Annotated in this window: 22 protein-coding genes and 2 riboswitches; of the genes, 11 read left to right on the top strand and 11 right to left on the bottom strand. The window is 46.6% G+C overall.

Annotation, left to right across the window (positions count from 1 at the left end; genetic code table 11):
* Positions 1–93: 93 nt before the first annotated feature.
* From B0H94_RS13065 to B0H94_RS13055, 3 genes are all read left to right on the top strand, one after another.
* Positions 94–987, top strand: coding sequence for a Cof-type HAD-IIB family hydrolase (locus B0H94_RS13065; protein WP_106589721.1), 894 nt, complete (start codon positions 94–96; stop codon positions 985–987).
* 82 nt (positions 988–1,069) lie between these two features.
* Positions 1,070–1,249, top strand: a riboswitch (Lysine riboswitch).
* Positions 1,250–1,337: 88 nt separating this feature from the next.
* A complete protein-coding gene (locus tag B0H94_RS13060) occupies positions 1,338–2,876 on the top strand; it encodes a Na+/H+ antiporter NhaC family protein (RefSeq protein ID WP_106589720.1) in 1,539 nt (512 codons plus the stop codon).
* Positions 2,877–2,914: 38 nt separating this feature from the next.
* Positions 2,915–3,016, top strand: a riboswitch (purine riboswitch).
* 59 nt (positions 3,017–3,075) lie between these two features.
* Positions 3,076–4,350, top strand: a complete 1,275-nt coding sequence (locus B0H94_RS13055) for an NCS2 family permease (RefSeq protein WP_106589749.1) — start codon at positions 3,076–3,078, stop codon at positions 4,348–4,350.
* On the opposite strand, the gene B0H94_RS13050 is transcribed toward B0H94_RS13055, so the two are convergent.
* The 3 genes from B0H94_RS13050 to B0H94_RS13040 all read right to left on the bottom strand — a co-directional run bounded on the left by B0H94_RS13050 (position 4,326) and on the right by B0H94_RS13040 (position 6,891).
* Positions 4,326–4,688 carry a hypothetical protein gene (locus B0H94_RS13050; RefSeq protein WP_106589719.1) on the bottom strand — a complete coding sequence of 121 codons (363 nt, stop codon included), beginning with the start codon at positions 4,686–4,688 and terminating at the stop codon, positions 4,326–4,328. The two genes, B0H94_RS13055 and B0H94_RS13050, sit on opposite strands and share 25 nt — an antisense overlap.
* Positions 4,689–4,794: 106 nt before the next feature.
* Positions 4,795–5,898, bottom strand: coding sequence for an ABC transporter ATP-binding protein (locus B0H94_RS13045; RefSeq protein WP_106589718.1), 1,104 nt, complete (start codon positions 5,896–5,898; stop codon positions 4,795–4,797).
* 117 nt (positions 5,899–6,015) lie between these two features.
* Positions 6,016–6,891 (bottom strand): PucR family transcriptional regulator, encoded by an 876-nt coding sequence (locus B0H94_RS13040; RefSeq protein ID WP_106589717.1) that lies wholly within the window; start codon positions 6,889–6,891, stop codon positions 6,016–6,018.
* Positions 6,892–6,980: 89 nt separating this feature from the next.
* On the opposite strand from B0H94_RS13040, the gene B0H94_RS13035 reads away from it, so the two are divergent.
* Both B0H94_RS13035 and B0H94_RS13030 read left to right on the top strand, forming a co-directional pair.
* Positions 6,981–7,166 (top strand): hypothetical protein, encoded by a 186-nt coding sequence (locus tag B0H94_RS13035; RefSeq protein WP_106589716.1) that lies wholly within the window; start codon positions 6,981–6,983, stop codon positions 7,164–7,166.
* 42 nt (positions 7,167–7,208) lie between these two features.
* Entirely contained in the window at positions 7,209–7,703 is a 495-nt protein-coding gene (locus tag B0H94_RS13030) for a GNAT family N-acetyltransferase (RefSeq protein ID WP_106589715.1), read from the top strand.
* A 41-nt stretch (positions 7,704–7,744) separates the two neighbouring features.
* On the opposite strand, the gene B0H94_RS13025 is transcribed toward B0H94_RS13030, so the two are convergent.
* On the bottom strand, positions 7,745–8,659 hold the full coding sequence (locus B0H94_RS13025; RefSeq protein WP_106589714.1) for a helix-turn-helix domain-containing protein: 915 nt from the start codon (positions 8,657–8,659) through the stop codon (positions 7,745–7,747).
* Positions 8,660–8,847: 188 nt separating this feature from the next.
* Between B0H94_RS13025 and B0H94_RS15435 the strand changes: the two genes are divergently transcribed.
* Positions 8,848–8,979 carry a hypothetical protein gene (locus B0H94_RS15435; RefSeq protein WP_282432549.1) on the top strand — a complete coding sequence of 44 codons (132 nt, stop codon included), beginning with the start codon at positions 8,848–8,850 and terminating at the stop codon, positions 8,977–8,979.
* A gap of 55 nt (positions 8,980–9,034) precedes the next feature.
* Here B0H94_RS15435 and B0H94_RS13020 read toward each other — a convergent pair whose 3' ends face one another.
* From B0H94_RS13020 to betB, 3 genes are all read right to left on the bottom strand, one after another.
* A complete protein-coding gene (locus B0H94_RS13020; protein WP_106589713.1) occupies positions 9,035–10,165 on the bottom strand; it encodes a S8 family peptidase in 1,131 nt (376 codons plus the stop codon).
* Positions 10,166–10,848: 683 nt separating this feature from the next.
* On the bottom strand, positions 10,849–12,060 hold the full coding sequence (gene gbsB / locus B0H94_RS13015; RefSeq protein WP_106589712.1) for a choline dehydrogenase: 1,212 nt from the start codon (positions 12,058–12,060) through the stop codon (positions 10,849–10,851).
* 100 nt (positions 12,061–12,160) lie between these two features.
* On the bottom strand, positions 12,161–13,633 hold the full coding sequence (betB, locus tag B0H94_RS13010) for a betaine-aldehyde dehydrogenase (protein ID WP_427909956.1): 1,473 nt from the start codon (positions 13,631–13,633) through the stop codon (positions 12,161–12,163).
* Between the two features lie 267 nt (positions 13,634–13,900).
* Here betB and cudC point away from each other — a divergent pair, with 267 nt between their 5' ends.
* Positions 13,901–14,470: a choline uptake/conversion transcriptional regulator CudC gene (gene cudC / locus B0H94_RS13005; protein ID WP_106589710.1), complete on the top strand. Its 570-nt coding sequence runs from the start codon at positions 13,901–13,903 to the stop codon at positions 14,468–14,470.
* 727 nt (positions 14,471–15,197) lie between these two features.
* Positions 15,198–15,821 carry a DUF4269 domain-containing protein gene (locus B0H94_RS13000; RefSeq protein WP_106589709.1) on the top strand — a complete coding sequence of 208 codons (624 nt, stop codon included), beginning with the start codon at positions 15,198–15,200 and terminating at the stop codon, positions 15,819–15,821.
* Here B0H94_RS13000 and B0H94_RS12995 read toward each other — a convergent pair.
* Positions 15,770–16,366: a TetR/AcrR family transcriptional regulator gene (locus B0H94_RS12995; protein ID WP_106589708.1), complete on the bottom strand. Its 597-nt coding sequence runs from the start codon at positions 16,364–16,366 to the stop codon at positions 15,770–15,772. The genes B0H94_RS13000 and B0H94_RS12995 overlap by 52 nt on opposite strands.
* Before the next feature lie 90 nt (positions 16,367–16,456).
* Here B0H94_RS12995 and B0H94_RS12990 point away from each other — a divergent pair, with 90 nt between their 5' ends.
* A complete protein-coding gene (locus tag B0H94_RS12990) occupies positions 16,457–16,933 on the top strand; it encodes a hypothetical protein (protein ID WP_106589707.1) in 477 nt (158 codons plus the stop codon).
* A 38-nt stretch (positions 16,934–16,971) separates the two neighbouring features.
* Here the strand turns inward: B0H94_RS12990 and B0H94_RS15265 are convergent, their stop codons facing one another.
* The 3 genes from B0H94_RS15265 to B0H94_RS12980 all read right to left on the bottom strand — a co-directional run bounded on the left by B0H94_RS15265 (position 16,972) and on the right by B0H94_RS12980 (position 18,425).
* Positions 16,972–17,148 (bottom strand): SE1832 family protein, encoded by a 177-nt coding sequence (locus B0H94_RS15265; protein ID WP_181315407.1) that lies wholly within the window; start codon positions 17,146–17,148, stop codon positions 16,972–16,974.
* A gap of 106 nt (positions 17,149–17,254) precedes the next feature.
* On the bottom strand, positions 17,255–17,521 hold the full coding sequence (locus B0H94_RS12985) for a hypothetical protein (protein ID WP_106589706.1): 267 nt from the start codon (positions 17,519–17,521) through the stop codon (positions 17,255–17,257).
* Positions 17,522–17,783: 262 nt separating this feature from the next.
* A complete protein-coding gene (locus B0H94_RS12980; protein WP_106589748.1) occupies positions 17,784–18,425 on the bottom strand; it encodes an HD domain-containing protein in 642 nt (213 codons plus the stop codon).
* An 83-nt stretch (positions 18,426–18,508) separates the two neighbouring features.
* Here B0H94_RS12980 and B0H94_RS12975 point away from each other — a divergent pair, with 83 nt between their 5' ends.
* A complete protein-coding gene (locus tag B0H94_RS12975) occupies positions 18,509–18,979 on the top strand; it encodes a hypothetical protein (RefSeq protein WP_106589705.1) in 471 nt (156 codons plus the stop codon).
* Between the two features lie 752 nt (positions 18,980–19,731).
* Positions 19,732–21,348 carry a GGDEF domain-containing response regulator gene (locus B0H94_RS12970; RefSeq protein ID WP_106589704.1) on the top strand — a complete coding sequence of 539 codons (1,617 nt, stop codon included), beginning with the start codon at positions 19,732–19,734 and terminating at the stop codon, positions 21,346–21,348.
* Positions 21,349–21,446: the final 98 nt, after the last annotated feature.

Genomic DNA, 21,446 nt, shown 5'->3' with positions numbered 1-21,446 from the left:
TCCACATTTTTCACAAAAATTCACGGCACGGTCATCTGCGTATGTACTTAATATATGATACAGTAAAGTATATCCAAAAAAGCAGGTGATGAAATGGAGAGCATTGCAATTGATATGGACGGCACACTGCTGTCCTCCGACAATAAAATCAGCCAAACAAACGCTGAAGCACTAAAAAAATGGCAGGCAGACGGACGCCGGTTTATTATTGCAACCGGACGAGGCTTGAATGATGCTAAGCGGCTACTCGCTGAAGCCGGGGTCGAAAGTGATGGCTTTGTCTGCGCTAATGGCGGGATTATCGGCACAAGTAACGAAATTCTGCACCGCTTTACGATGAATCAAAAACTCGCCTACGATGTTGCCAGCTGGCTTAGCGACAATAACTATTACTATCACATGTTCACAGAAGAAGGCATTTTCACAACAACTGAGGCTTACCATATCTTTTTAAAAGAAATGGAGCATTTTGCCAAAACATATGAAGACCCGGAAGCTGTTAAAAAAAGCATTCAAAACCAGGCAGATATGCATATAAAAAACTTGGGTTTAAAGGAAATTCCGAACCCCTCCACCATTATTGAATCTGACATGACGGTTTATAAGTTTCTCGTCGTTTCTTTGTTTTCTGACAAGCTAGAAACGATTTCTACGGTTTGGGATGAACACGGCGGCGTGCTTATCACCTCTTCCGGCAAAGAGAACATTGAAATTATGGCGCCTGAAGCAGAAAAAGGCACCGGATTAAAACGGCTCTTGCCAACGTTAAACACCTCTATTGAGGAAACGGTCGTCATTGGCGACAGCTACAACGATTTATCAATGTTTCAAGCAGCCGGTACAAGTGTTGCGATGGGTAACGCCAATCCTGATGTAAAAGAAGCTGCAGATTATGTCACTGCCCACCATGATGAAGATGGCGTTGCCCAAGCCATTGAAGCAATACTCGCCGGACAGACACCTTCGCAGGAAACTTCTACAACCTAAAATTCTTCTCTTTTCTTAAGTGAAAGAATTTGATACAATCCTTTTCGTGTGACAAAAGAATTCGACCGCCTCACCGCTAGACAAGTGAGGCAGAGGCGCGGGCCGCATCAGTATGCAGATGAATGAACGGAGAGATTCTCATTTGCAAAAAGGGCGTACCGCCGAAGCTTTGCTGACTCACTCCGGAGAAAGCGGGCTGGAAAAATGGCTGAACAAGTCTTTTTCTGTCACAGCGTTACAGCTGTGGAGGGCTGCTGGTCACTGTTCGGAAAGTGCGTTCGGTTGAAAGTGACAGGCTCTGCCTGTCACTTTTTTTATTGTTGAAACAAAGCGTAGAAAGGAGATTCATCATGGAAGAACCGAATTTTTGGTCTGTCATTCCCCCGTTAATCGCGCTCGGTTTAATTCTTTTAACCCGCCGGGTGCTGCTCTCTCTTGGTGCCGGAATTATCGCAGCAGCGTTTATTGTACACGACGGTAATCCAGCGGCAGCCATAAGCGACATTGCTTTAACAATTACCGGCTTTTTCTATACAGACGGTGCGTTAAATACATGGGAGCTTTATATTTTATTGTTTTTATTTATGCTTGGGATTATGACTGCGCTCATCACTTACACCGGCGGGAGTAGAGCCTTTGGAGAATGGGCGCTGCGCCGCGTGAAAACACGGGCCGGCGCTCAAGCTGCAACCCTCTTGTTTGGTATCATTGTCTTTATTGATGATTACTTTAACAGCTTAACTGTCGGGCAGGTAAGCCGGCCTGCAACGGATCGTTTCCGCGTTTCACGGGCGAAGCTTGCCTATATTGTAGATTCAGCTGCCGCGCCAATTTGTGTTCTTGCGCCGCTTTCGAGCTGGGGCGCTTATATTATCACAATCATCGCCGGCATTTTAGCTGATGAAGGTATTACCGCTTACTCTGGGTTTGAAGCATTCATTTACATGATTCCGATGAACTTTTATGCCTTAACCGCAATTCTTTTTGCATTTCTTGTCATTGTTTGGCGCGTCAATATCGGTCCGATGAAAACGCATGAAACACGTGCCTTAAATACCGGCGAACTTTTAAACCCTGCCCGGGGCGCAGTACCTGGCGGCGGCCAGACAGAAGCTGTGCACACAGGCCGCGTAAGGGATTTAGTTGTGCCTATTATTGTTTTAATTGGAAGCACCGTTTTCTTCATGCTTTGGACTGGTGCCCAAGCCGCCGGCAGTGGTGCAGGGATTCTCGATATGTTTGCAGATACTGATGTCGCAACGTCTCTCTTATACGGTGGTGCCATTGGCGTGCTAACTGCGGTTGGCCTCACATTGACGTACAAACCAGCAGGCCGTGAGCTTGCACGCACAACGGGTGCCGGTATCCAATCGATGCTGCCGGCTGTCTACATTCTGCTGTTTGCTTGGACGATTGCCGCCTTTATTGATGCCCTTGGTACAGGTGAATATTTGGCAGGTGTCGTTGATGGTGCCATTGCACCAATGTGGCTCCCGGCTGTCCTCTTTGTTGTTGCCGGCTTTATGGCCTTTTCAACCGGCACAAGCTGGGGTTCATTCGGCCTCCTGCTTCCGATCGCAGGCGAAATGGCTGCAGTCATCGATCCATCCATGATGCTTGTCATGCTCGCCTCTGTGTTGGCCGGTTCAATCTTTGGTGACCACTGTTCGCCGATTTCAGATACAACAATTCTCTCAAGTACTGGTGCAGGCAGCCACCATATCGATCACGTCTTAACGCAGCTGCCTTACGCTTTGATCGTTGCCGCGACATCCATTGCAGGCTTCATTTTAACCGGGGCCACCGGAAGCACTGCCATTGGCTTAACAGCTTCTCTCGGCCTCGCAATTGTGATCGCCTGGCTCCTGCGTGGAACTCGGGAAAGCTAAACGGTTGCATTCAGCTTAAATTTGCGGTATAACACGATAGGAACAACTATGACACAGCTCGTATAACTTGGACAATAAGGGTCCGAGGTATCTATCAGGAACCGTAACATCCCCTGGCTACGAGCTTTCTGCTGAACATGGCGGAAAGCTTGTAGCTTTTTTTCTTTCCGCCTTCAGTAAACAGGAAAGGAGCAGGGTTATGTTTCAAAAACTTTTTCAGCTGCAAGAAAACGAAACCACCATCCGCCAGGAGCTTACAGCTGGGCTCACTGCGTTTTTCACAGTCGCCTACATTTTAGCGGTCAACCCCGCCATTTTATCCGATGCCGGCATCCCATACGGCTTTGCCTTGATGGCGACAATTCTTGCCACCGTCTTCGGCTGTGTCATTATTGCCTTTTGGGGAAACGCCCCACTCATCCTCACCCCAGGGATGGGCATTAACGCCTTTTTCGCTTATACGTTAGTTGAAAGCTTAGGCTTAACGTGGCAGCAAGGCCTTGCCGTCGTCATTTTAAGCGGCATCTTGTTTATGATCGCTGCCTTCACACCGATCGCACCGATGCTGGCTGCTGCCGTACCAGATTCCTTAAAAAAAGGGATCACCGCCGGGGTCGGGATCTTTTTAACCTTTATCGGCCTGCAGATGGGCGGGTTAGTTACCGGTGATGCGGAAACATTTGTGACGCTCGGCTCACTCGCCGACCCAGCTGCTCTTGTAACACTCAGTGGCCTCGTCGTTATGCTGATCCTCGTCGTCCGCGGCGTCCGGGGCGGATTCTTGATCGGCCTTATGATCACCGGGGCAGCAGCTTTATTCGTACTCCCGTCTGGAAGCGGTGACGCCGGGACTGCCTCTTTCAACGGATACTTTTCCGTGTTGAGTTCTGCTGACTTTTCCGCAGCGTGGCAGATTCCATTCTGGACCGCGGTATTTTCAATGACGATGCTCTTAATCTTTGAAACACTCGGCCTGCTTGCCGGGCTGCTGCCGAAAAATAAATCAATGACGAAAGCTTATCAATCTAGCTCGGTCACCGCACTATCCTGCGGCGTCTTTGGCACATCTCCCACGATTCCTGTGGTGGAGAGTGCCTCCGGTATGGCAGCCGGCGGACGCACCGGCCTTACGCCGCTTGTCGTCGCAGTCCTGTTTGGCGCCTCCATCGTTTTCGCCCCGGTGATTGCTATGATTCCAAATGCAGCGATTGCGCCGATATTAATTATCGTTGGCGGCTTAATGGCCCAGCAGGTTGTCCACATCCCGCTCGATGACCCAGCGGAATGGTTTCCAGCTTATTTCACCGTCGGCTTGATCCCGCTCACATACTCCATCGCCGACGGTATTGCCTTCGGATTTATCGCCTACCCGATTTTAAAAATGGCGATGGGCCGGATGCGCACCGTATCGCCGGCCATGTATGTCATCGCTTTATTATTCTTAGCCAATTACGTTCTGCTGCTTGCTGTATAAAAAAGTACACCGGCCTCATCTGGCTGGTGTACTTTTTTGTGCCACGATGACTTGTAATGGCCTTGGAGTCGGCGCAGATACTCGACCGCTCTCTTCTCATGCTCGACCGCTCTCTTCTCATGCTCAACCGCTCTCTTCTCACGCTCGACCGCTCTCTTCTCACGCTCGACCGCTCTCTTCTCATGCTCAACCGCTCTCTTCTCATGCTCGACCGCTCTCTTCTCACGCTCGACCGCTCTCTTCTCATGCTCAACCGCTCTCTTCTCATGCTCGACCGCTCTCTTCTCACGCTCAACCGCTCTCTTCTCACGCTCAACCGCTCTCTCCGCTCGCTCCATCTGTTCGTTCGTACGAGGCGATATGCAGCTGATCGCTAAACGACATCAACCGCCCTGCAACTGCAGGACGGTTGATTGATATATGGTGAAGGGGGAACACCTATGGTTAGCCTTTGATCCGCTGCTCTGTGGCCGGGTCAAAGAAATGAGCTTTGTTTAAGTCAAAGCCGAGCTCAATTTGATCACCTTGATAGATGTTGCTTCTTGGATTGACGATTGCTACGATGTTCTGCTCTGCAATTTTCGTATACAAAACAAGCTCAGAACCTGTCAACTCTGCTAGATCGATCGAAACATCTGCTTTAGCCTCCGGCATTGTATCCAAAAATACCTGCTCGTCATGCAGATCTTCCGGGCGGATGCCAAGAATGATTTCTGCCCCGCTTTCGTAACCACTGTCGCGCAGCGCTTTTAACTTACCTTCAGGAATCTTTAACGACCGCTCACCAATTTTAAATAAGTCATTTTCTAATTGACCTGTTAAAAAGTTCATCGATGGTGAACCAATAAACCCGCCGACAAACACATTTTCAGGATAGGTATAGACTTCACGCGGCGCTCCGATCTGCTGAATCACACCGTCTTTCATAATGACAATGCGCGAAGCCATCGTCATTGCCTCGGTCTGGTCGTGCGTCACATAAACTGTTGTCGTTTTTAGCTGCTGGTGCAGTTTAATAATTTCTGAGCGCATCTGCACACGTAGCTTTGCATCAAGGTTGGAAAGCGGCTCATCCATTAAGAAGACTTTTGGATTTCTTACAATTGCGCGGCCGAGCGCTACCCGCTGACGCTGACCACCGGATAAAGCTTTCGGTTTGCGGTCTAGTAAATCGCGCAAGCCTAGAATATCGCTTGCTTCCTCTACCCGCTTTTTAATATCTTCTTTTGGAAACTTCCGCAGCTTCAAGCCGAAGGCCATGTTATCAAATACATTCATATGAGGATAAAGGGCATAGTTTTGAAACACCATCGCGATGTCACGATCTTTTGGTGACACATCGTTCATCCGCTTATCATCAATATAAAAGTCTCCATCTGAAATCCCTTCAAGCCCTGCAATCATCCGCAATGTTGTTGATTTTCCGCACCCGGATGGACCGACAAAAACAATAAATTCTTCGTCCTCAATATTTAAATTAAAATCCGATACGGCAGTTACATCACCATCGAAGATTTTATAGACATGATCCAGCTTTAACTCTGCCATTTGAGCGCCTCCTTATGTATCTTTCATCTCTGTTACATTTATTGTAGGCGCTTTCATAAATAAATTCGATCAACAAATGTCACAAAATTCATAACTTAATGTTGAACAATGTGCACATTAACTGTCTCTATGTTCAGCAGCAATGGTCATATAAGCTGCCGATGCTTCTGCAAACGAACGTAAATCCACACCTGTCGCTGCTTGGTACCGCTCAAGCCGGTGCTGCAGTGTATTACGGTGTACGTGTAGCTGTTTCGCGGCTGACGAAGCATTCATTTGACATGTTAAATACACAGCAATGGTCTGCTTTAACTCTTCATCAACCGGATCAGTGAAAATACTTGCTGCAAGCTGCTGCATCGGTTTCGGCGCTTGTTGAAACAAGGCATGCGTCGCTGCTTCTGGAACTGTAATAACACGCTCCTGCCGGGGTAAAGAATGTAACAGCCGGCGTTCATCGGTTGATGCGTGTTGTGGAAATACATCTGGTTGATGCACACGTCCAAGCAGCGCTGTCATATCAATCAAAAAATCGACCTGCAACGCCTCTACTGCTGCTTGTACGTCTGCTTTTACTACATGCTCACCTTCTTCACCTTCTAGCACAACCACGCCGCTCACGTCATCAAACCATACAACAGCTGCAGGAGCTTCACTCAATGTTCGCAGCGCTTCTTGCATGGCGAAGTAATCATCTACAGCTTGTTTAATAGCAAAGTGCACAAATCGATATGACTTCTTCATTTCATCCGCAGTTTGAAATAACCTTCGATACCAGCGATGGTCCGCTTCTTCCGGATAAAGCCGGTACGGGGGAACAGGTGAAAGAAATGCCTGGAGTACAGACTTCTCTCGTTCAGGAAGCGCTTCTTTTAAAATGCCAAACACATGCTGTGTATTATCCATAAACCATTCATAAACTGTTATATCATCTACCGCTGCCGGGTCTGCAGCATAAGCTGTTCTGTACAACTCTCGTAAATGCGCTGTCATTTATTTCCCTCCTCGGGCTTGATCTTCACTTTGCTTAAGGATAGCATGGGGATCAAAGATGCGACAAAACGAGCAAAGGAGGATTACTGGTGGCGAACCGCTTTCACTGCTGCGCTACGTGTATTCATTTTGGTACAGATAAAACAGCCGATGGTATGAAATATCACTGCATCCGCCTCGGCTATGAAACGAAGCCGACGTATCAATTTAACTGTTGGGAGCCAAAACCGACAGTTAAGAAACTAATGGAAAAAGAAAATCAAGCGGGAGAATAAGTATTTATAACTCTGTGTGTGACCCAGAGATGGAGGGTTTTGATGACAGCTGATTTTCATGAGTCGACCGTCAAGCTCGTTTCGTATGATCAAAAATACGAAGCGGCTTTGAAACAATTTTATTTACCTGAAGAACAATCTTTATTCAGCCGCCTGCCTTTAGATAAAATTCACGAGCCGACACAGCCTGCTAAAACGATCCACGTGATCATTCTTGAAAACAATGTGCCTGTTGGTTATTTTGCTTTAGAGCATGGTGAGAAACGAAAAACGTACACGGAGAGCCAAGCCGCCTGCCTGCTCACCTCTTTTTCAATCGACTATAAACATCAAGGAAAAGGCTTGGCTAAGAAAGGGCTGCAACTGCTTCCAGACTATATAAATACAAACCTTCCTGCAATTAATGAAGTTGTATTAGGGGTCAATCAAAAAAACGAACCTGCGATTAACCTTTATCTCAATGCAGGGTTTGTAGATAACAACGAAGTTTATGAAGGCCCAAAAGGCCCCCAGCAAATTTTACATCTCAAAGTTTAATTACTTTGAGATGTATGAGAATTTATATGACTATCATCATCCTACTCACATGTGTTTATGTACTCACTTTTCAAGTTCTTTACTCTTTCTATATACATCTTTTTATCAAGGAACTCAAAAAACAACAGTGCTTTTTCGTAACACGACTTAATCTCTTTAAAAGTTCCTTTTGTATGCTCTAAGCACTGTCCTCGATAATAATACAGCTGTCCCGCGAGTGCAGCACTCTCGTATTTTTTAGATAGTCTCAAACCTTCATTTACCCTAGCTAAAGCAGCTTCGTGATTTCCGAGGTCATACAACACATTTACTTGATTGTATAAAATGCGAATTTGATAAATTCTAAGATCACGGCCTGGATGCTTTAATGTATCCTGCGGAATCTCTTCAAGGGATTTTTCAAAATATGAAAGGCTCTCTTCAAATTTTTGCTCTTCTGCCAGTAAAATTGCAATTGAGCTTAAAACTTTTGAGTTCAAACCTTCAAAGCGTTCTGCAGTTACACTTGACTTATAAGCAAGGTCTTTTAAATGATCAATACATTCATCAGCTTTCTTCTTACCTAAAAAGTACGCTGCATGCCAATAGGCTCTTTCTAAAAACAATGTATACCAAGACTCGTCCATCTTGCGGCTGCGGCTCTGCAATTCTTGTTTTGTGAGCCTGACAAGTGCTTCATACTGATGATCTGCCATCAGCTCCTCAATATAATTGACAGTCGTTTCGACATACTCTGGATTATCAAATTGAAGAATATTTAAAAAGTGATCAATCGTCACATTTAAGGCTCCAGCCAGATACTGCAGTGTCTCAAGGTTCGGGGTATATATACCTTTTTCAATTTTACTTAGGGCAGCTTGTGACAAATTGATTGTGGCTAAACTCTGTTGGGTTAATCGTCTTTTTTCACGTAAGCGGCGGACTTCGGCCCCCAGGGCAGTTTTTGCTTGATCCATGCATCTTCCTCCTTTGATCAGGCGGTGGTTATAACAAATGTAATATTTTTTTCGTCAGGCTTTCAATTAGAAACCTATGAAGGCTTGTACGTCAGTTCATCACACGAACGGCCGGATTATAAACATTGGTAAACAACTTTTCATTTGTTAGAATTTTTATACATTTCAAATAGGAAGGCGGTATTTATATGAAAAAGCTTTTTATTTTTGCGTTTATGTTAGGTGCTATTGGAGCATTTGGTGCATCGATGCCACAGGCGGATTTAGCCGATGATCCAACATTTGAAACTTCTTCCTCAGATCTACCACTCGAAGGTTAGATTTATTTATGTAGAACCCCGACGCAGCTTAACTGCGGCGGGGTTTTATCATGTCTTAATATTCAAGAATACCCTCTAGATCAACCAAGCCGTTACCGTAGTAAAAAGCACTTCCGAGTGGTTCAGCATTATCATTCAGTTGATTTCTTATGTCGTCGTTGGATAACGAAGGGTCGTCATCAAGCATCAGTGCAGCAGCTCCAGCCACATGTGGAGAGGCCATTGAAGTCCCATTAAGAGATTCATAAGTGTTTCCAGGGTATGTGCTATTAATATTTACGCCCGGGGCCATAATTTCCAAGCTGTCGCCCACGCTTGAGAAGCTCGCGCGCTGATCGTTTTCATCCGTTGCACCAACTGCCATCACCGAATCATAGGCTGCTGGGTACCCAATCGTACTTCCGCCGAACCAGCTTTCACCTGAGTTTCCGGCTGCAGCGATATTCATAACACCTGCAGCTTCTGCATTATCACTCGCCTCTTCTAAAGCCTGTGACCCGAAATCGCCGCCTAAACTCATATTAATGACATCCATATCATTTGTGATCGCCCATTCAATACCCTGGGCAATACCGCTCAACGTCCCGCCACCGTCAGCACCGAGCACTTTCACCGCATGCAGATCAACGTCCGGCGCCATTCCGAGTAAGCCTGTCCCATTGTCGAGAGCAGCTACTGTTCCGGCGACATGAGTGCCGTGACCGTTCTCGTCATTCATTGGATCCGGCTCGCCCGATACGAAACTTTCCCCACCAACCACGTTCAAATCATGATGACTGCCGTCGATCCCGGTGTCCAGCACAGCCACATCCACGTTGTCACCTGTGATTCCGGTGTTATGGATATCCGGTCCATCCAAGTGATCTACACCCCATGGGGCAGGTGTACCGGCTTTTTCATATTCAGCATCCTCTTCAATAAAGGCAATGTTCGGGTTATTGCTCAAGCCTTCTACAGCTTGATCAGGCAGCGTTACGTGTAGTACATTCATATATTCATATTCGTGGTGTACTTCACCATCCTGTGCTTGAACAGCTTGTACCTCTCCGTTACCTACATTCTGGTCGAAACCGATCAAATAATCATTCCGATCAACACCTTCAGCTTGTACAGCCGATCCAGCCACCATAAATGCACCTGCAGCCGCCGCAAAACCTGTGGTCACTTTCAGCCATCCTGTTTTCATTTCATCACCCTCCTCAAAAGTATACCTTTATTTTACGAATTATTAGAATTTTATCAATTTTGTTATATGACTGTAATAAGAGGAGATCGTTTATCATCGCTAAAGAGCCTATAGATACATCTGCTCCCGGAAATTTTATAATATTTGTCATAAGTTCAACGAAAGAGAATAAAGCTCGTTTACTTCATCCAGTATATGCAAGGTATTTAACAAAGAAGTAAAGTTAAAGAATTTTTGAGACAGATGTATTTCTTGTCACAACCTCATAGTTTCAGTTTTCGAGGTTTAATCTGTAGGCAGTATTATACCATCGATATTTTTGCAGAAGATTGTGGATTTGTTCCTAATTTTGTTGATAACCGTTGCAAGTTTGTTAATTTCTCAACCACTTTTGTGTACAACTACGCTATTTCTGTTGATAGTTTTCCCCTTTAGAAAAATAACTGTTTTGTTCTTGTTGATAAGTGCTTCACCTCTCGCTATTTGCGCTCCATTTTTAGTGATCGGAGCTCCACCTTTCGCTATTCCGCTCCATTTTTAGTGATCCGCGCTCCATTTCTCGATATTCCGCTCCATTTTTAGTGATCCGCGCTCCACCTTTCCGCTGAATCTAAAAAATCCCTGCCGGCGCTCACCGGCAGGGTCCATATTTATATATATTTAAGGGGGAGAGTTGATTCAGATTAAACGATGGTGCTAGGGATTAAGTTGAATGTGCGCTCGTATAGCCACTTGTAGTCGGCGAGCTTAAGGTCGCGCGGGTTACCTTCCGTTTGTGGATCTTCAAGGGCAACTTGTGCCAGACGATCGAGAAGATCAGTGCTTACACCTTGCTCCTGAAGTGTTGGAATGTCGAGGTCTTCGACGAGCTCATACATCCATGCAACAGCTTCTTTTGCTGCTTCTTCTGTTGTCATACCAGCAGTGTCGATACCAAATGCCTGCGCAACGCGGGCAAAGCGCTCAGGTGCACCTTTCCAGTTGTACTCCATAACAGGACCCATCATTGCGGCAACACACTGACCGTGCGCAACCGGCACGATGCCGCCGAGCGTCTGGCTCATTGCGTGCGCAGCACCTGCTGATTCACTGCCGTAGGACAAGCCGGCGAGCATTGCAGCTTGTGCCATGCCGTAGCGGGCTTCAAGGTCGCTTCCGTCAGCGTACGCACGACGGATATATTTCGCTGCATATTCCATCGCAAGTAGCGCAACCGCATCTGTCACAGGCTGAGCAAACTTCATGGTGTAGCACTCAACTGCGTGGGAAATGACATCAATACCTGTCATCGCAGTAACATGCGGAGGCATGCTTACGTGCAGCTCAGGGTCGATAATCGTTAAGTGTGCAGCGATTAACGGACCGCCTGTGTTGAACTTAATTTCACGGTCTTCATCTGTGATAACAGCCCACTGTGTAACTTCAGAACCGGTACCTGCAGTTGTCGGGATCGTAGCAAGTGTTGGGATCCGGTTTTCCATCGGCTTTTTACCTTCAGCTGCTTCATACTCAAGGACACTGCCTTCGTGTACCGTTTCAAGACCGATGGCTTTCGCTGTGTCCATGGAGCTTCCGCCGCCGACAGCGACAAGGCCGTTACAACCTTCGCTTTCAAACAAGCTGGAACCTTCACCAATCAAACGTACCGGTGGGTTTGGCTCAACTTTGTTAAAGAGCACATAATCAACACCGGATGCTTTTAACGTTTCTTCTACCGGCTTTGTTACACCTGCATTGTAGATGCCCGGGTCAGTAACGAGAAGTACTTTATCTGTGTTTAGTGCTTTTAGCTCTTCACCTAGGTTCTTAATTGCGCCAATCCCGTGCTTAATTGCTGTTGGTACCTCAAATGTATGATATCCAAGCATCGATTCTACTTTCATGTTCATGCTCATCATCAATTCCTCCTTTGATTCAAATAAAATGTATTGTGATTTGTGACCGGCAGAAACGAAGGGACCAGCTCCGCTTCTACCTTGATGACATTTTTTAAACTTAACCGAACCAGCCTACAGGTTCTGGGTTGGTATTGCGATAAACGTGTTTCACTTCGGTGTACTCTTCAAGGCCGGTTTTTCCTAGCTCACGACCGATACCAGACTGCTTGTATCCGCCCCACGGCGCTTGTGCAAAGTATGGGTGGAAGTCATTAATCCAGACCGTACCCATGCGGAGACGAGCCGCTGTATCTTGGGCTTTACCGATGTCTTGAGTAAACACGGCACCAGCAAGACCGTAAATGGTGTCGTTTGCTTTTTCTACTGCCTCATCGGCCCCATTAAATTTCTCAATGGTTAAGACCGGGCCGAACACTTCTTCTTGTACAATCCGCATGTCGGATGTGCACTCTGTAAAGATCGTCGGTAGATAGAAGAAACCGTTTTGCAGCTCCGCATCGGCTGGACGGGATCCGCCAGTGACAAGTTTTGCACCTTCTTCCTTACCGATTTCAACATACTTTTCAACTTTATCCCGGTGCTCAGCGGAAATGAGTGGACCACTCATTGTATCTTCTTTAAATCCGTCACCGAGTTTCATGTTCTCAGCACGTTTCACAAGCTCCTCAACGACGGCATCGTGAATGCTTTCTTCAACGAGCAGACGCGCACCTGCCGAGCATACTTGACCGGCGTGGAAGAACACAGCGTTCATTGCTTGATCTACAGCTGTTTCAAAATCCGCATCAGCAAATACAATGTTCGGGTTCTTACCGCCGAGCTCAAGCGCGAGGTTTTTCATATTCACACTTGCGGCCTGCATGATTTTCTTCCCAGTTTCAATTCCGCCGGTGAAAGAAATCAAATCCACATCGGTGTTCTCTGCAAGCTCAGCACCTGCATCTGCACCCTTACCGAGTACAAGGTTGGCAACGCCTGCCGGCACACCGGCTTCTTCCATCAGCTTAAATACCTTCACTGTCGTAAGCGGTGTGATTTCACTTGGCTTCATAATCAATGTGTTTCCAGCTGCAAGCGCCGGTGCCAGCTTCCAGGATGCCTGTAGAAGTGGATAGTTCCACGGTGTGATTTGTCCACACACACCAACAGGTTCGCGGACAACTTTACTTTCAGAATCAGGAATCGGAGAAGGAATCACTTCGCCGCCATCTTTATCAGCAATGCCGCCGAAATAAAGAAAGACGTTTGCGATGTCGTCCATATCCGCCCGGCTTTCCTCAACAGTTTTACCTGAATCCCACGTTTCAAGTTGTGCTAACTCTTCACGATCGCGACGGATCAATCGACCGATTTCAGAAACGATTTCACCACGCTCATTTGCGGGTGTGTTTTTCCAAGTTCCTTCATCAAATGCACGCCGGGCTGCAGCAATCGCTGTCTTAGCTTCTTCTCTTCCGGCTTCCGCGGCTGTTGCAATCACTTCCTGATTATATGGATTAATGATCTCCCGCGTTTCCTTTGATTGGGCTTCCTGCCAAACGCCATCAATATATAGCTGCTGATGCGCCAAGCTCATCCCCTCCTCTTGTTTAATTTATTTTGTTAAAAAGTTATTTAACGTTTTGAACAATTATTATTCTGCCTTACTTTTCAGGAGGTGTCAACTGTTTATCATATTAAATTATTTTTTAACAAAGTTAATTTACTGTTTTGTCAGGCTTTGAATAGCTAAAAATTTATTTTTTTCTTTGACATCCCCGGATTTTCCGATAACATATACATATATTAATAAATACTGAACGATTTAAATTCATCTAATATAAAAGGAGGATAAATGATGGCCGGAGATCCTAATGCAGAGGCTAGACAATCCATCGAGAATGCGAAAGACCTTGTTGTCGACTCCTTGGCTGAAACGATGGACTTGTACGGTATTACGCGGAGTGCGGGCACACTGTATGGCACGATGTATTTTGAAGGTGATATGACCTTAGATGAAATGAGAGAAGAACTCGGCATGAGTAAGCCGAGTATGAGCACCGGCGTTAAGAAGCTGCAGGAGTTTAATGTAGTTAAGAAAACGTTCCGCCGCGGCCAACGCAAGCATACGTATGTTGCTGAACGTGACTTCTTCCGGTTTTTCTCTAACTTTTTCAGCCACAAATGGGAAAGAGAAGTTCACCTTAACTTAGAGTCGATCCGTGAGGCTCAACAGCAGGTGAACGAAGTTTTAAATGATGAGGCAATTGACGAAGATGTAAAAAAAGAAGCCGAAGAGATGCACCAAATCCTCGAAGACTCCAAGCCGTACTACTACTGGCTGAACCGGTTAGCTGCCATGGTCCGCAGCGGCGAAATTTTCGATGTCATTCCCTTTGAAAAACCAAATTCTGAACGTGATACGTAAATGAAGCCCCTGCTCATTAATGTGCAGGGGCTCACTTGTGGACAAACTTTTAAAAATATAGGCTGACGTCGCTTTTCGGCGGACGCTTGCACCCGGAGGGCACACGTGCGACATCGGTTTAATCCACGCTCACGCTTGATCGCACCGTGTCTTCTCAGTCCCCGTCACGGCCTCAACTTCCTCGGCAGCAGACCACTGCCAGTGCGTTATTCTGCGTAGGCGTCGCCGCCGATGCTTGTCAGCCTAGCATCTTTTAAGGGTGATGAATGGTAGAGATCACTTTGATCAAGCAATAGCTACATGAATCAGTTTCGTCATGATACTGCATGAACGATCAAGCGAACCATACACAAAAGACAAATGTAAAAGTGACCGAAACGAAAGACGGCGACTCCCAGAGGATTCAGCGCAGGCTGAAGATCCACTTGTTCGAATGGTTCATTCGAACAAGTTAGCTGAAGCCAAGCCCTCGGGAAAGCGTCCGCTTTCGTTTCGGTTACGTTTATGATTCGGTTTTTATCCTATCTTAAGGGACAACCCCTTACTTGTGGATAAAATGACAACTTATGAACATCGCGGAAACGACAGCTTACTTATGTACAAGCGCTCTCCACAGAAAAAGACACAACCTGTGGAGTTTTCACATCCAGGGAACAAGACAGTGCTGCCTTTCTCAATGATCCGATGCTAAAATGTTTATAAAAGAAATCGTGTAAAGGAGCCTTAAATGCTTTTGACACCTGACTTTGCCAGCCAGTTACAAATGATGCAGTTTGGGACTCTTCGACAGCAGCAAGCTGCGGCTGTCTGTAAAGCTTACGACCTCCCCCGCCGGCTCGCATCTTTTCAACCGATCATGACCGGTACGATCCCGCTTGGGATTGAGCACGACGCGAGCGATATCGACATCGCCTGCTCCACAAAAGCACCTACGACCGCGATCCGCACGCTTCATGAGGCTGGGCTCACCTCGTATATCACAAAGGTAAAAACGCGCCCGCAAGACGCAGCTCCGGCAGTTGTGATTACAATGCAGCTCGCACAGGAGATCGTAGAGTGTTACATATCCACCACCCCGTCCGTTATACAACCGTCTTATCGGCATATGCTCATTGAAGCACGGCTGCTTGAGATTGGCGACCCAAGTGTCACAGCTCAAATTAAGACGCTTAAACAGCGCGGCTTTAAAACTGAGCCGGCATTTGCCCGCTGCTTCTTTCTTCCCGGTGATCCGTACATTACGCTTTATGCGATGTCATTTTGGAGCGGCCTACAGCTCTTGAAATGGCATGACCACATTCAACGGCTCATGTTTTTTAAATATTTTCGAATCTCATCTTCAATCACTTGATCATGATACAAATCAGGATAAATGACAGACTCAAACACTAAGCCGTGCATAAAGATCGTTAACGAACGAGCGCTCTCTTCAATATCATTGAAAGGATTTGCGAAGCCACGCTCTGACAGCTCACGTAAGATTTTCTTCGCAAAATTGTAATTTACATCCCGGAACGCCGTTTTTGTGCCCTGGTAGGCTGGATTCATCGTCGCCATGATCGAAAACTTCAACCAAATGTCGTTTTCGATCCGTTCCTCTTCTGAATTCACTTGTACGATCTGCTTAATCATACCCACCGCATATTCAAATCCTCCTTTATCTGCCTGCGCCGCTTCCTCCATCCGTTGTTGAAACCTATAATAGATGACATCCATAGCAAAAATATAAATATCCTGCTGCTTCGGAAATATATGCTGTACCGAACCTAAAGATAAACCGGCCTCTTTGGCAATTTCTCTTAATGTTGTTTTTTCAAAGCCATGTTGATAAATGATGCGAAACATGGCTTCAATGATTTGATCTTTCCTTTCTTCATAATCTACGCGTTTTGGCATGAGATAACTCCTTGCTTTTTTAAGTCATTTGTATTAATATTTATTTAAGTCAACTGACTTAAATAAGAGAGCGCGAGGTGGGAATTTCATATGGACAGCTTGTTTCTCCAATATATGTTTGTCTTTTTCGTCAGTATGGTTCCCTTCCTTGAAGTATTTTTAACAGTCCCTACAGCCATTATTGTTTTTGACTTCCCCCCTGTAATTGTCTCTGTCGTCGCAATTGCCGGGAATACTTTAAGTGTTCTTCTGTTTATATTTTTCGGAACTGAAATTAACAAATTCTTCAGCACATTATATAACAAACTCCGCAAGAGAGACAGTATTCCAAAAGAAGTTAACCCTCGCGTTAAACAAGCGCTTGATCGCTTTGGGGCAACGTGGGTATGCTTTTTATCTTCAATTTTGTTCAGCAGTCAAGTAGGTGCCGGGACAATGACAACGCTTGGCTCTTCACGGAAACAAGTATTTATCTGGACCAATCTAGGTGTGGCTGCACTCGCTATTACGATGGCATTATTATCTATCACCGCTGAACGGCTTGTTATTGAAATGGTTGATTTATAAGTGTAAAAAACCGCTGCCCGGAATCCGGACAGCGGTTTTTATGCTTCTTGTAACTGCAGGCGCAGGCTGCTCAATTCATCTTCAATAATTTCAAGCTCACGTACCGGGCCGGCCACATTGCCACCGACAGATTCAAGCTTATCCAAGTCGCCTTGGATGCGAGCATAATCAGCTTTTAAATTTGTCATTTTCGCCTCAATTTCCGCTTTAGTCATGCCACTTACCTCCTTATACAACCCTTTGTTGCAAGGATAGCATATAAGAAAATCTGCTGTCACGAAGGGGCTCAGCCTTCAGCATTAGCTGAATTTGCTTCATCCTTCAACCGTTACGACGTGCAAACCAGCCGGTGCCAAGACCAACTGAAAAGAGTAGTATGTAAATTAAAGTCACTGTAAATAAGAAGTCAGGCTCCATACCACCAAGCGGGACGTAAAAAGCACCTGGAAGATAGATCAATAAAAATAGGCCGGCGTAAACGAATACACGTTTCATATCTTTCGCTGCTGCGTTAAGACCAGCAAAGGTGCCAAAGAAAACAGCAGCAAGCGGATAAAAGCCGTAATAAATGACAAGAATTTCGGCCATGTTCGCTCTCCTTCAAAAGTTCGATTTAGAGAAATTTACGTTTTTTAGGATGCCGCTTTCGGGTAACACTCTCATTACAACATACAAAGGAGGTGCTCATCTAATGGGTAAAAGCGGCGAAAATCGTAACGAGCGCGTGAATGAAGAGTACGGCCGTCAAGGCAAGTACGCAAAGCGCAACAAAGAAGTTCACGCTAAAAACGAAAATAAGAAGGATAAATAATCCCCCTCCGGTGCTGCCCCCACAGCATCGGAGTTTTACTTACTGACGACCGTCCCATTCCTCCTCAAACCGCTGTAAAAATTGTAACATATAATCATGCCGAGCTTCAGCCCACCTGCGGCCCGTTGTTGTATTCATCTGGTCTTTCAAATGAAGGAGTTTATCATAAAAATGCTGGAGGACGCTCACTTCCCGATTTCGATAATCTTCAGCTGATACCGGACTTTCCACCACCGCATCCGGCACGTGCATCGGCCGGCCGTGTGCACCGCCGAACATGAATGTCCGGGCAATCCCAAGCGCCCCAATCGCATCCAGTCGATCCGCATCCTGCACAACTTTTCCTTCAAGTGTCGTCATCGGTTCCTGAAAGCCGCCCCGAAAAGATACGTGATTGATGATGCCCATGATTCGATCAATGTCGTCCTGCCCCAAGTCGTTTGTTTCAAGCCAGCTTTGCACCTGCTTCACACCGGCACTTGTTTCATCGTAAAATTTATCATCAGCCAAATCGTGCAGCCAGGAAGCGAGCTCAACGATTTCAATATTTGCACCTTCTGCTTCAGCCAGTGGTTTCGCATTTGTGACGACGCGCTCGGTATGATAAGGATCATGACCGGTCGCATCAGTCGCAAAAAACTGCCACACCCAATTGCGGGCAGCTTCGTTTATATCGTGCATATTAACACCCCGGCTACCATTATACACGAACGACGCGGTATGATACGGTAAACGTAAATGCGAATGAAGATGGAGGATGTCAGATGTCAAAGCCGATTCACCTTTACTTATCCCGTTATGATGAACATTTGCAGTACTTGCGGGCGAACAATCAGGAAAGCCCGAGTTGGCGTGAGCTCCGTGAAGAAGAACTGCCTGGGTTTCTGCAGGTGCAGGATTCAGAGGTTCATATTCAGGAAAATGCCATTGTGCGCGATTGGAATGAAACCGGTGGCTTAGAGCCGGGCTCAGCCGTGCGGACGGATGTAACGCTTGCTAATGGGACGCGCTTGTCGATGACCGGCTATTATATCCGCGACGAGCAGGACTGGTTTCCTACCGAAAATGCACCAATCCATCTAGATGAAACGTGCGGCTTCTGCGACGGCATTTTAAAAGGCCTCGGCAGTAACAGCAAGCGGAAAGAAGAATACTGCATGCTGCCTTTCCTTGAGAAAAAGCATTTATTTGAGCAAGTGTTGAAACGGCACCACGATACGTTTTACAACAGCTAAAATAAGCAACCGGGCGTCGGCGCCTGGTTGTTTATTTTTGCATGAAGTGTTGATATGGAACGCCGGCGGATGCCGGTGCAGCGTGTAGACAAACTTTTAAGAAAAGCGGAGGCTGATGTCGCTTTTCGGCGGACGCTTGCACCCGGAGGGCACAAGTGCGACATCGGTTTGATCTGCGCTGCCGCTTGATCTCACCGTGTCTTCTTAGCCTCTTGTACCTCCTCAACTTCCTCGGCAGACAACCGCTGCCTGCGGGATTTTCGGCTCGCGCTGTTCCTGGTGGCGCCGCCGCCGGCGCTCGAAAAGCCGCTCTTTATTTCATACTTGGGCTAGGTGTCTGGCACGCCTTTTTGTGCCTGACACCTAAAATATTGATCCTTTGCGGAAGTGAATCGTTAGCTGAAGCCAAGCCCTCGAGAAAGCGTCCGTCTTGGGTGAAGGTCACGTTCATGATCCGGTTTTTCTCTTAATAAGGCAGCCAGCGGCGGTTGAAGCAGTAAGTTGTGAGTTAATGTTAAGTTTTGTACTTTGTCTACAGTCTGCGCCGGCGGGTGCCGGCGAACAATTGGAATGAAAGATTCAAGGAGGGGATACGGCGGGATTACTGCTGTATAGAAGTAATTGATATGCGGTTTACATAGTAAAAATGTTTTTGTCTTGAGTAGGAAAGATCAGGTAACATAGTAATTAGGAAAAACGACTTTGACGAATAGGGAACAAACGTAAACGGGACATAGAAGGTGTGACGAAAGATGGAGAAATACCAGAAGATGATTTATGACCGCATCCGTAAAACAATGCGGCAGTGGAATGAAGAAGACAGAGTCAGCGAAAAGGCGCTGTACCGTTTCTTCCATAATATTAAGGGAACCGCCGGCACCATAGGTATGCTGGAAGTACATAACATTGCAGCAGTCCAGCTGGACAGCCTGGAAGAAGATAGCTTCTCTTTATGGAATAAAGAAGAATGGCTCCGAGCCATCGCCCCACTGCTTCCTTATGTTGATGATCCGGATCAAAAAGAGACGCTACTAGAAGAGGTCGGCGGCGTCCAAGAACCCGAGGAAGATACGCCGATGCTTCTAATTATTGATGATGATATGGACTTTGTCACGTACTTAAAAGACCTCGTCGAAAGCAATGGTTATCAAGCGCTTGTAGCCATGAATGGTGAGAGAGGCGTCGAGCTTTATTATGAGATGAACCCGCGCATGCTTATTCTCGATTACTACCTCCCGGATATAAACGGGGTGGAAATCCTTCAACAGATCATGGACAAAGCCAAGCATGATTTTACACCGGTCGTCATGCTGAGCGGGAAAGCAGAGACAGAAGCTAAAATCCGCTCCTATGAATTGGGTGCTTCTGACTTTATTAGCAAACCGATCAACCACCGTTTATTTTTTCCCTTTATTAAAAACAGGCTGGAAGCACAGGAGCGGATTTGGGCATCTTCAATGCAGGATGAATTGACTGGAGCGAAAAACCGAAAGTTTCTCTACGGCGAACTCGAAGCACTCACCGATAAGCTGAGACGGGGATATACCGCGGTATTAACCTTAATTCTATGCGACCTGGACCACTTCAAGAAAATCAACGATACCTATGGACACACGGCCGGAGATGAGGCGCTGCGACATTTCGTCAAAGTCGTGACGTCGTTTACCCGGCCGGGTGATACGACGGCACGCTACGGTGGCGAAGAATTTGCCCTCGTCCTTCCCGAGTCGGACGAAGCAAATGCACTCCGGATAATAGAGCGTATCCAGCAAGCGCTAAAGGAAGATCCCGTGCCCGGATATCCGGATATCGAACTCTACTTTTCTGCCGGGATCCGTCCGGTGATCAAAGGCAAAACTTCTCCAGAGCAACTGCTCGAAGATGCGGACCGGGCCCTCTATGCAGCGAAACATCAAGGCAGAGACCGGGCGGTGGTATACCACGATGAGCTGAAGGCGGTAAAAGATACTGCGATGCTGCACGTGATCATTGTCGACGATGACAATGTCGTCCGGGAAATGTTGGAGCAGTTCATGAAGCACCGTCAAGAAGTAGCTGGACACCCGGCTCGCTTTCACAGATATCCCGACGGCCAGGCATTTATCGAAGACGACTGGTACCAGGAAGGAGATTATTACTTTCTGCTGCTTGATGGGATGATGCCGCGGATGGATGGATTAGAAGTATTGCAGCACCTGCGCACACACTATTCGACCGATCGCGTTCTGATTTCGATGCTAACGGCAAGAACAGAAGAGAAAGATATCGCCCGCGCGTTGCAGCTCGGGGCCGATGACTATATGGCGAAACCATTCCGCGTCCGGGAAGTTTTTGCGCGCATGGAACGCCTTGTGGAGAGAGTATTTTAACGCTGGCTTAGCCGCTCAAAATTACAGGACCGTTAACTTGTTTTATCGTATAACCATACGACCGGTGTGATCCGAGACGTCAAAGCGGACCCAAAGCA

Origin of the sequence: Salsuginibacillus halophilus, from assembly GCF_003014715.1 — a bacterium.
Taxonomy (GTDB): domain Bacteria; phylum Bacillota; class Bacilli; order Bacillales; family Marinococcaceae; genus Salsuginibacillus; species Salsuginibacillus halophilus.
Note: the sequence above shows the minus strand (reverse complement) of the source record. Positions and strands in the feature narration are given on the sequence as shown.

Excerpts from the sequence above, each read along its gene's own strand:
- B0H94_RS13065 (WP_106589721.1), top strand. The coding sequence starts at position 94 with ATGGAGAGCATTGCAATTGATATGGACGGCACACTGCTGTCCTCCGAC.
- B0H94_RS13060 (WP_106589720.1), top strand. The coding sequence starts at position 1,338 with ATGGAAGAACCGAATTTTTGGTCTGTCATTCCCCCGTTAATCGCGCTC.
- B0H94_RS13055 (WP_106589749.1), top strand. The coding sequence starts at position 3,076 with ATGTTTCAAAAACTTTTTCAGCTGCAAGAAAACGAAACCACCATCCGC.
- B0H94_RS13050 (WP_106589719.1), bottom strand. The coding sequence starts at position 4,688 with ATGGAGCGAGCGGAGAGAGCGGTTGAGCGTGAGAAGAGAGCGGTTGAG.
- B0H94_RS13045 (WP_106589718.1), bottom strand. The coding sequence starts at position 5,898 with ATGGCAGAGTTAAAGCTGGATCATGTCTATAAAATCTTCGATGGTGAT.
- B0H94_RS13040 (WP_106589717.1), bottom strand. The coding sequence starts at position 6,891 with ATGACAGCGCATTTACGAGAGTTGTACAGAACAGCTTATGCTGCAGAC.
- B0H94_RS13030 (WP_106589715.1), top strand. The coding sequence starts at position 7,209 with ATGACAGCTGATTTTCATGAGTCGACCGTCAAGCTCGTTTCGTATGAT.
- B0H94_RS13025 (WP_106589714.1), bottom strand. The coding sequence starts at position 8,659 with ATGGATCAAGCAAAAACTGCCCTGGGGGCCGAAGTCCGCCGCTTACGT.
- B0H94_RS15435 (WP_282432549.1), top strand. The coding sequence starts at position 8,848 with ATGAAAAAGCTTTTTATTTTTGCGTTTATGTTAGGTGCTATTGGAGCA.
- B0H94_RS13020 (WP_106589713.1), bottom strand. The coding sequence starts at position 10,165 with ATGAAAACAGGATGGCTGAAAGTGACCACAGGTTTTGCGGCGGCTGCA.
- gbsB (WP_106589712.1), bottom strand. The coding sequence starts at position 12,060 with ATGAGCATGAACATGAAAGTAGAATCGATGCTTGGATATCATACATTT.
- cudC (WP_106589710.1), top strand. The coding sequence starts at position 13,901 with ATGGCCGGAGATCCTAATGCAGAGGCTAGACAATCCATCGAGAATGCG.
- B0H94_RS13000 (WP_106589709.1), top strand. The coding sequence starts at position 15,198 with ATGCTTTTGACACCTGACTTTGCCAGCCAGTTACAAATGATGCAGTTT.
- B0H94_RS12995 (WP_106589708.1), bottom strand. The coding sequence starts at position 16,366 with ATGCCAAAACGCGTAGATTATGAAGAAAGGAAAGATCAAATCATTGAA.
- B0H94_RS12990 (WP_106589707.1), top strand. The coding sequence starts at position 16,457 with ATGGACAGCTTGTTTCTCCAATATATGTTTGTCTTTTTCGTCAGTATG.
- B0H94_RS15265 (WP_181315407.1), bottom strand. The coding sequence starts at position 17,148 with ATGACTAAAGCGGAAATTGAGGCGAAAATGACAAATTTAAAAGCTGAT.
- B0H94_RS12985 (WP_106589706.1), bottom strand. The coding sequence starts at position 17,521 with ATGGCCGAAATTCTTGTCATTTATTACGGCTTTTATCCGCTTGCTGCT.
- B0H94_RS12980 (WP_106589748.1), bottom strand. The coding sequence starts at position 18,425 with ATGCACGATATAAACGAAGCTGCCCGCAATTGGGTGTGGCAGTTTTTT.
- B0H94_RS12975 (WP_106589705.1), top strand. The coding sequence starts at position 18,509 with ATGTCAAAGCCGATTCACCTTTACTTATCCCGTTATGATGAACATTTG.
- B0H94_RS12970 (WP_106589704.1), top strand. The coding sequence starts at position 19,732 with ATGGAGAAATACCAGAAGATGATTTATGACCGCATCCGTAAAACAATG.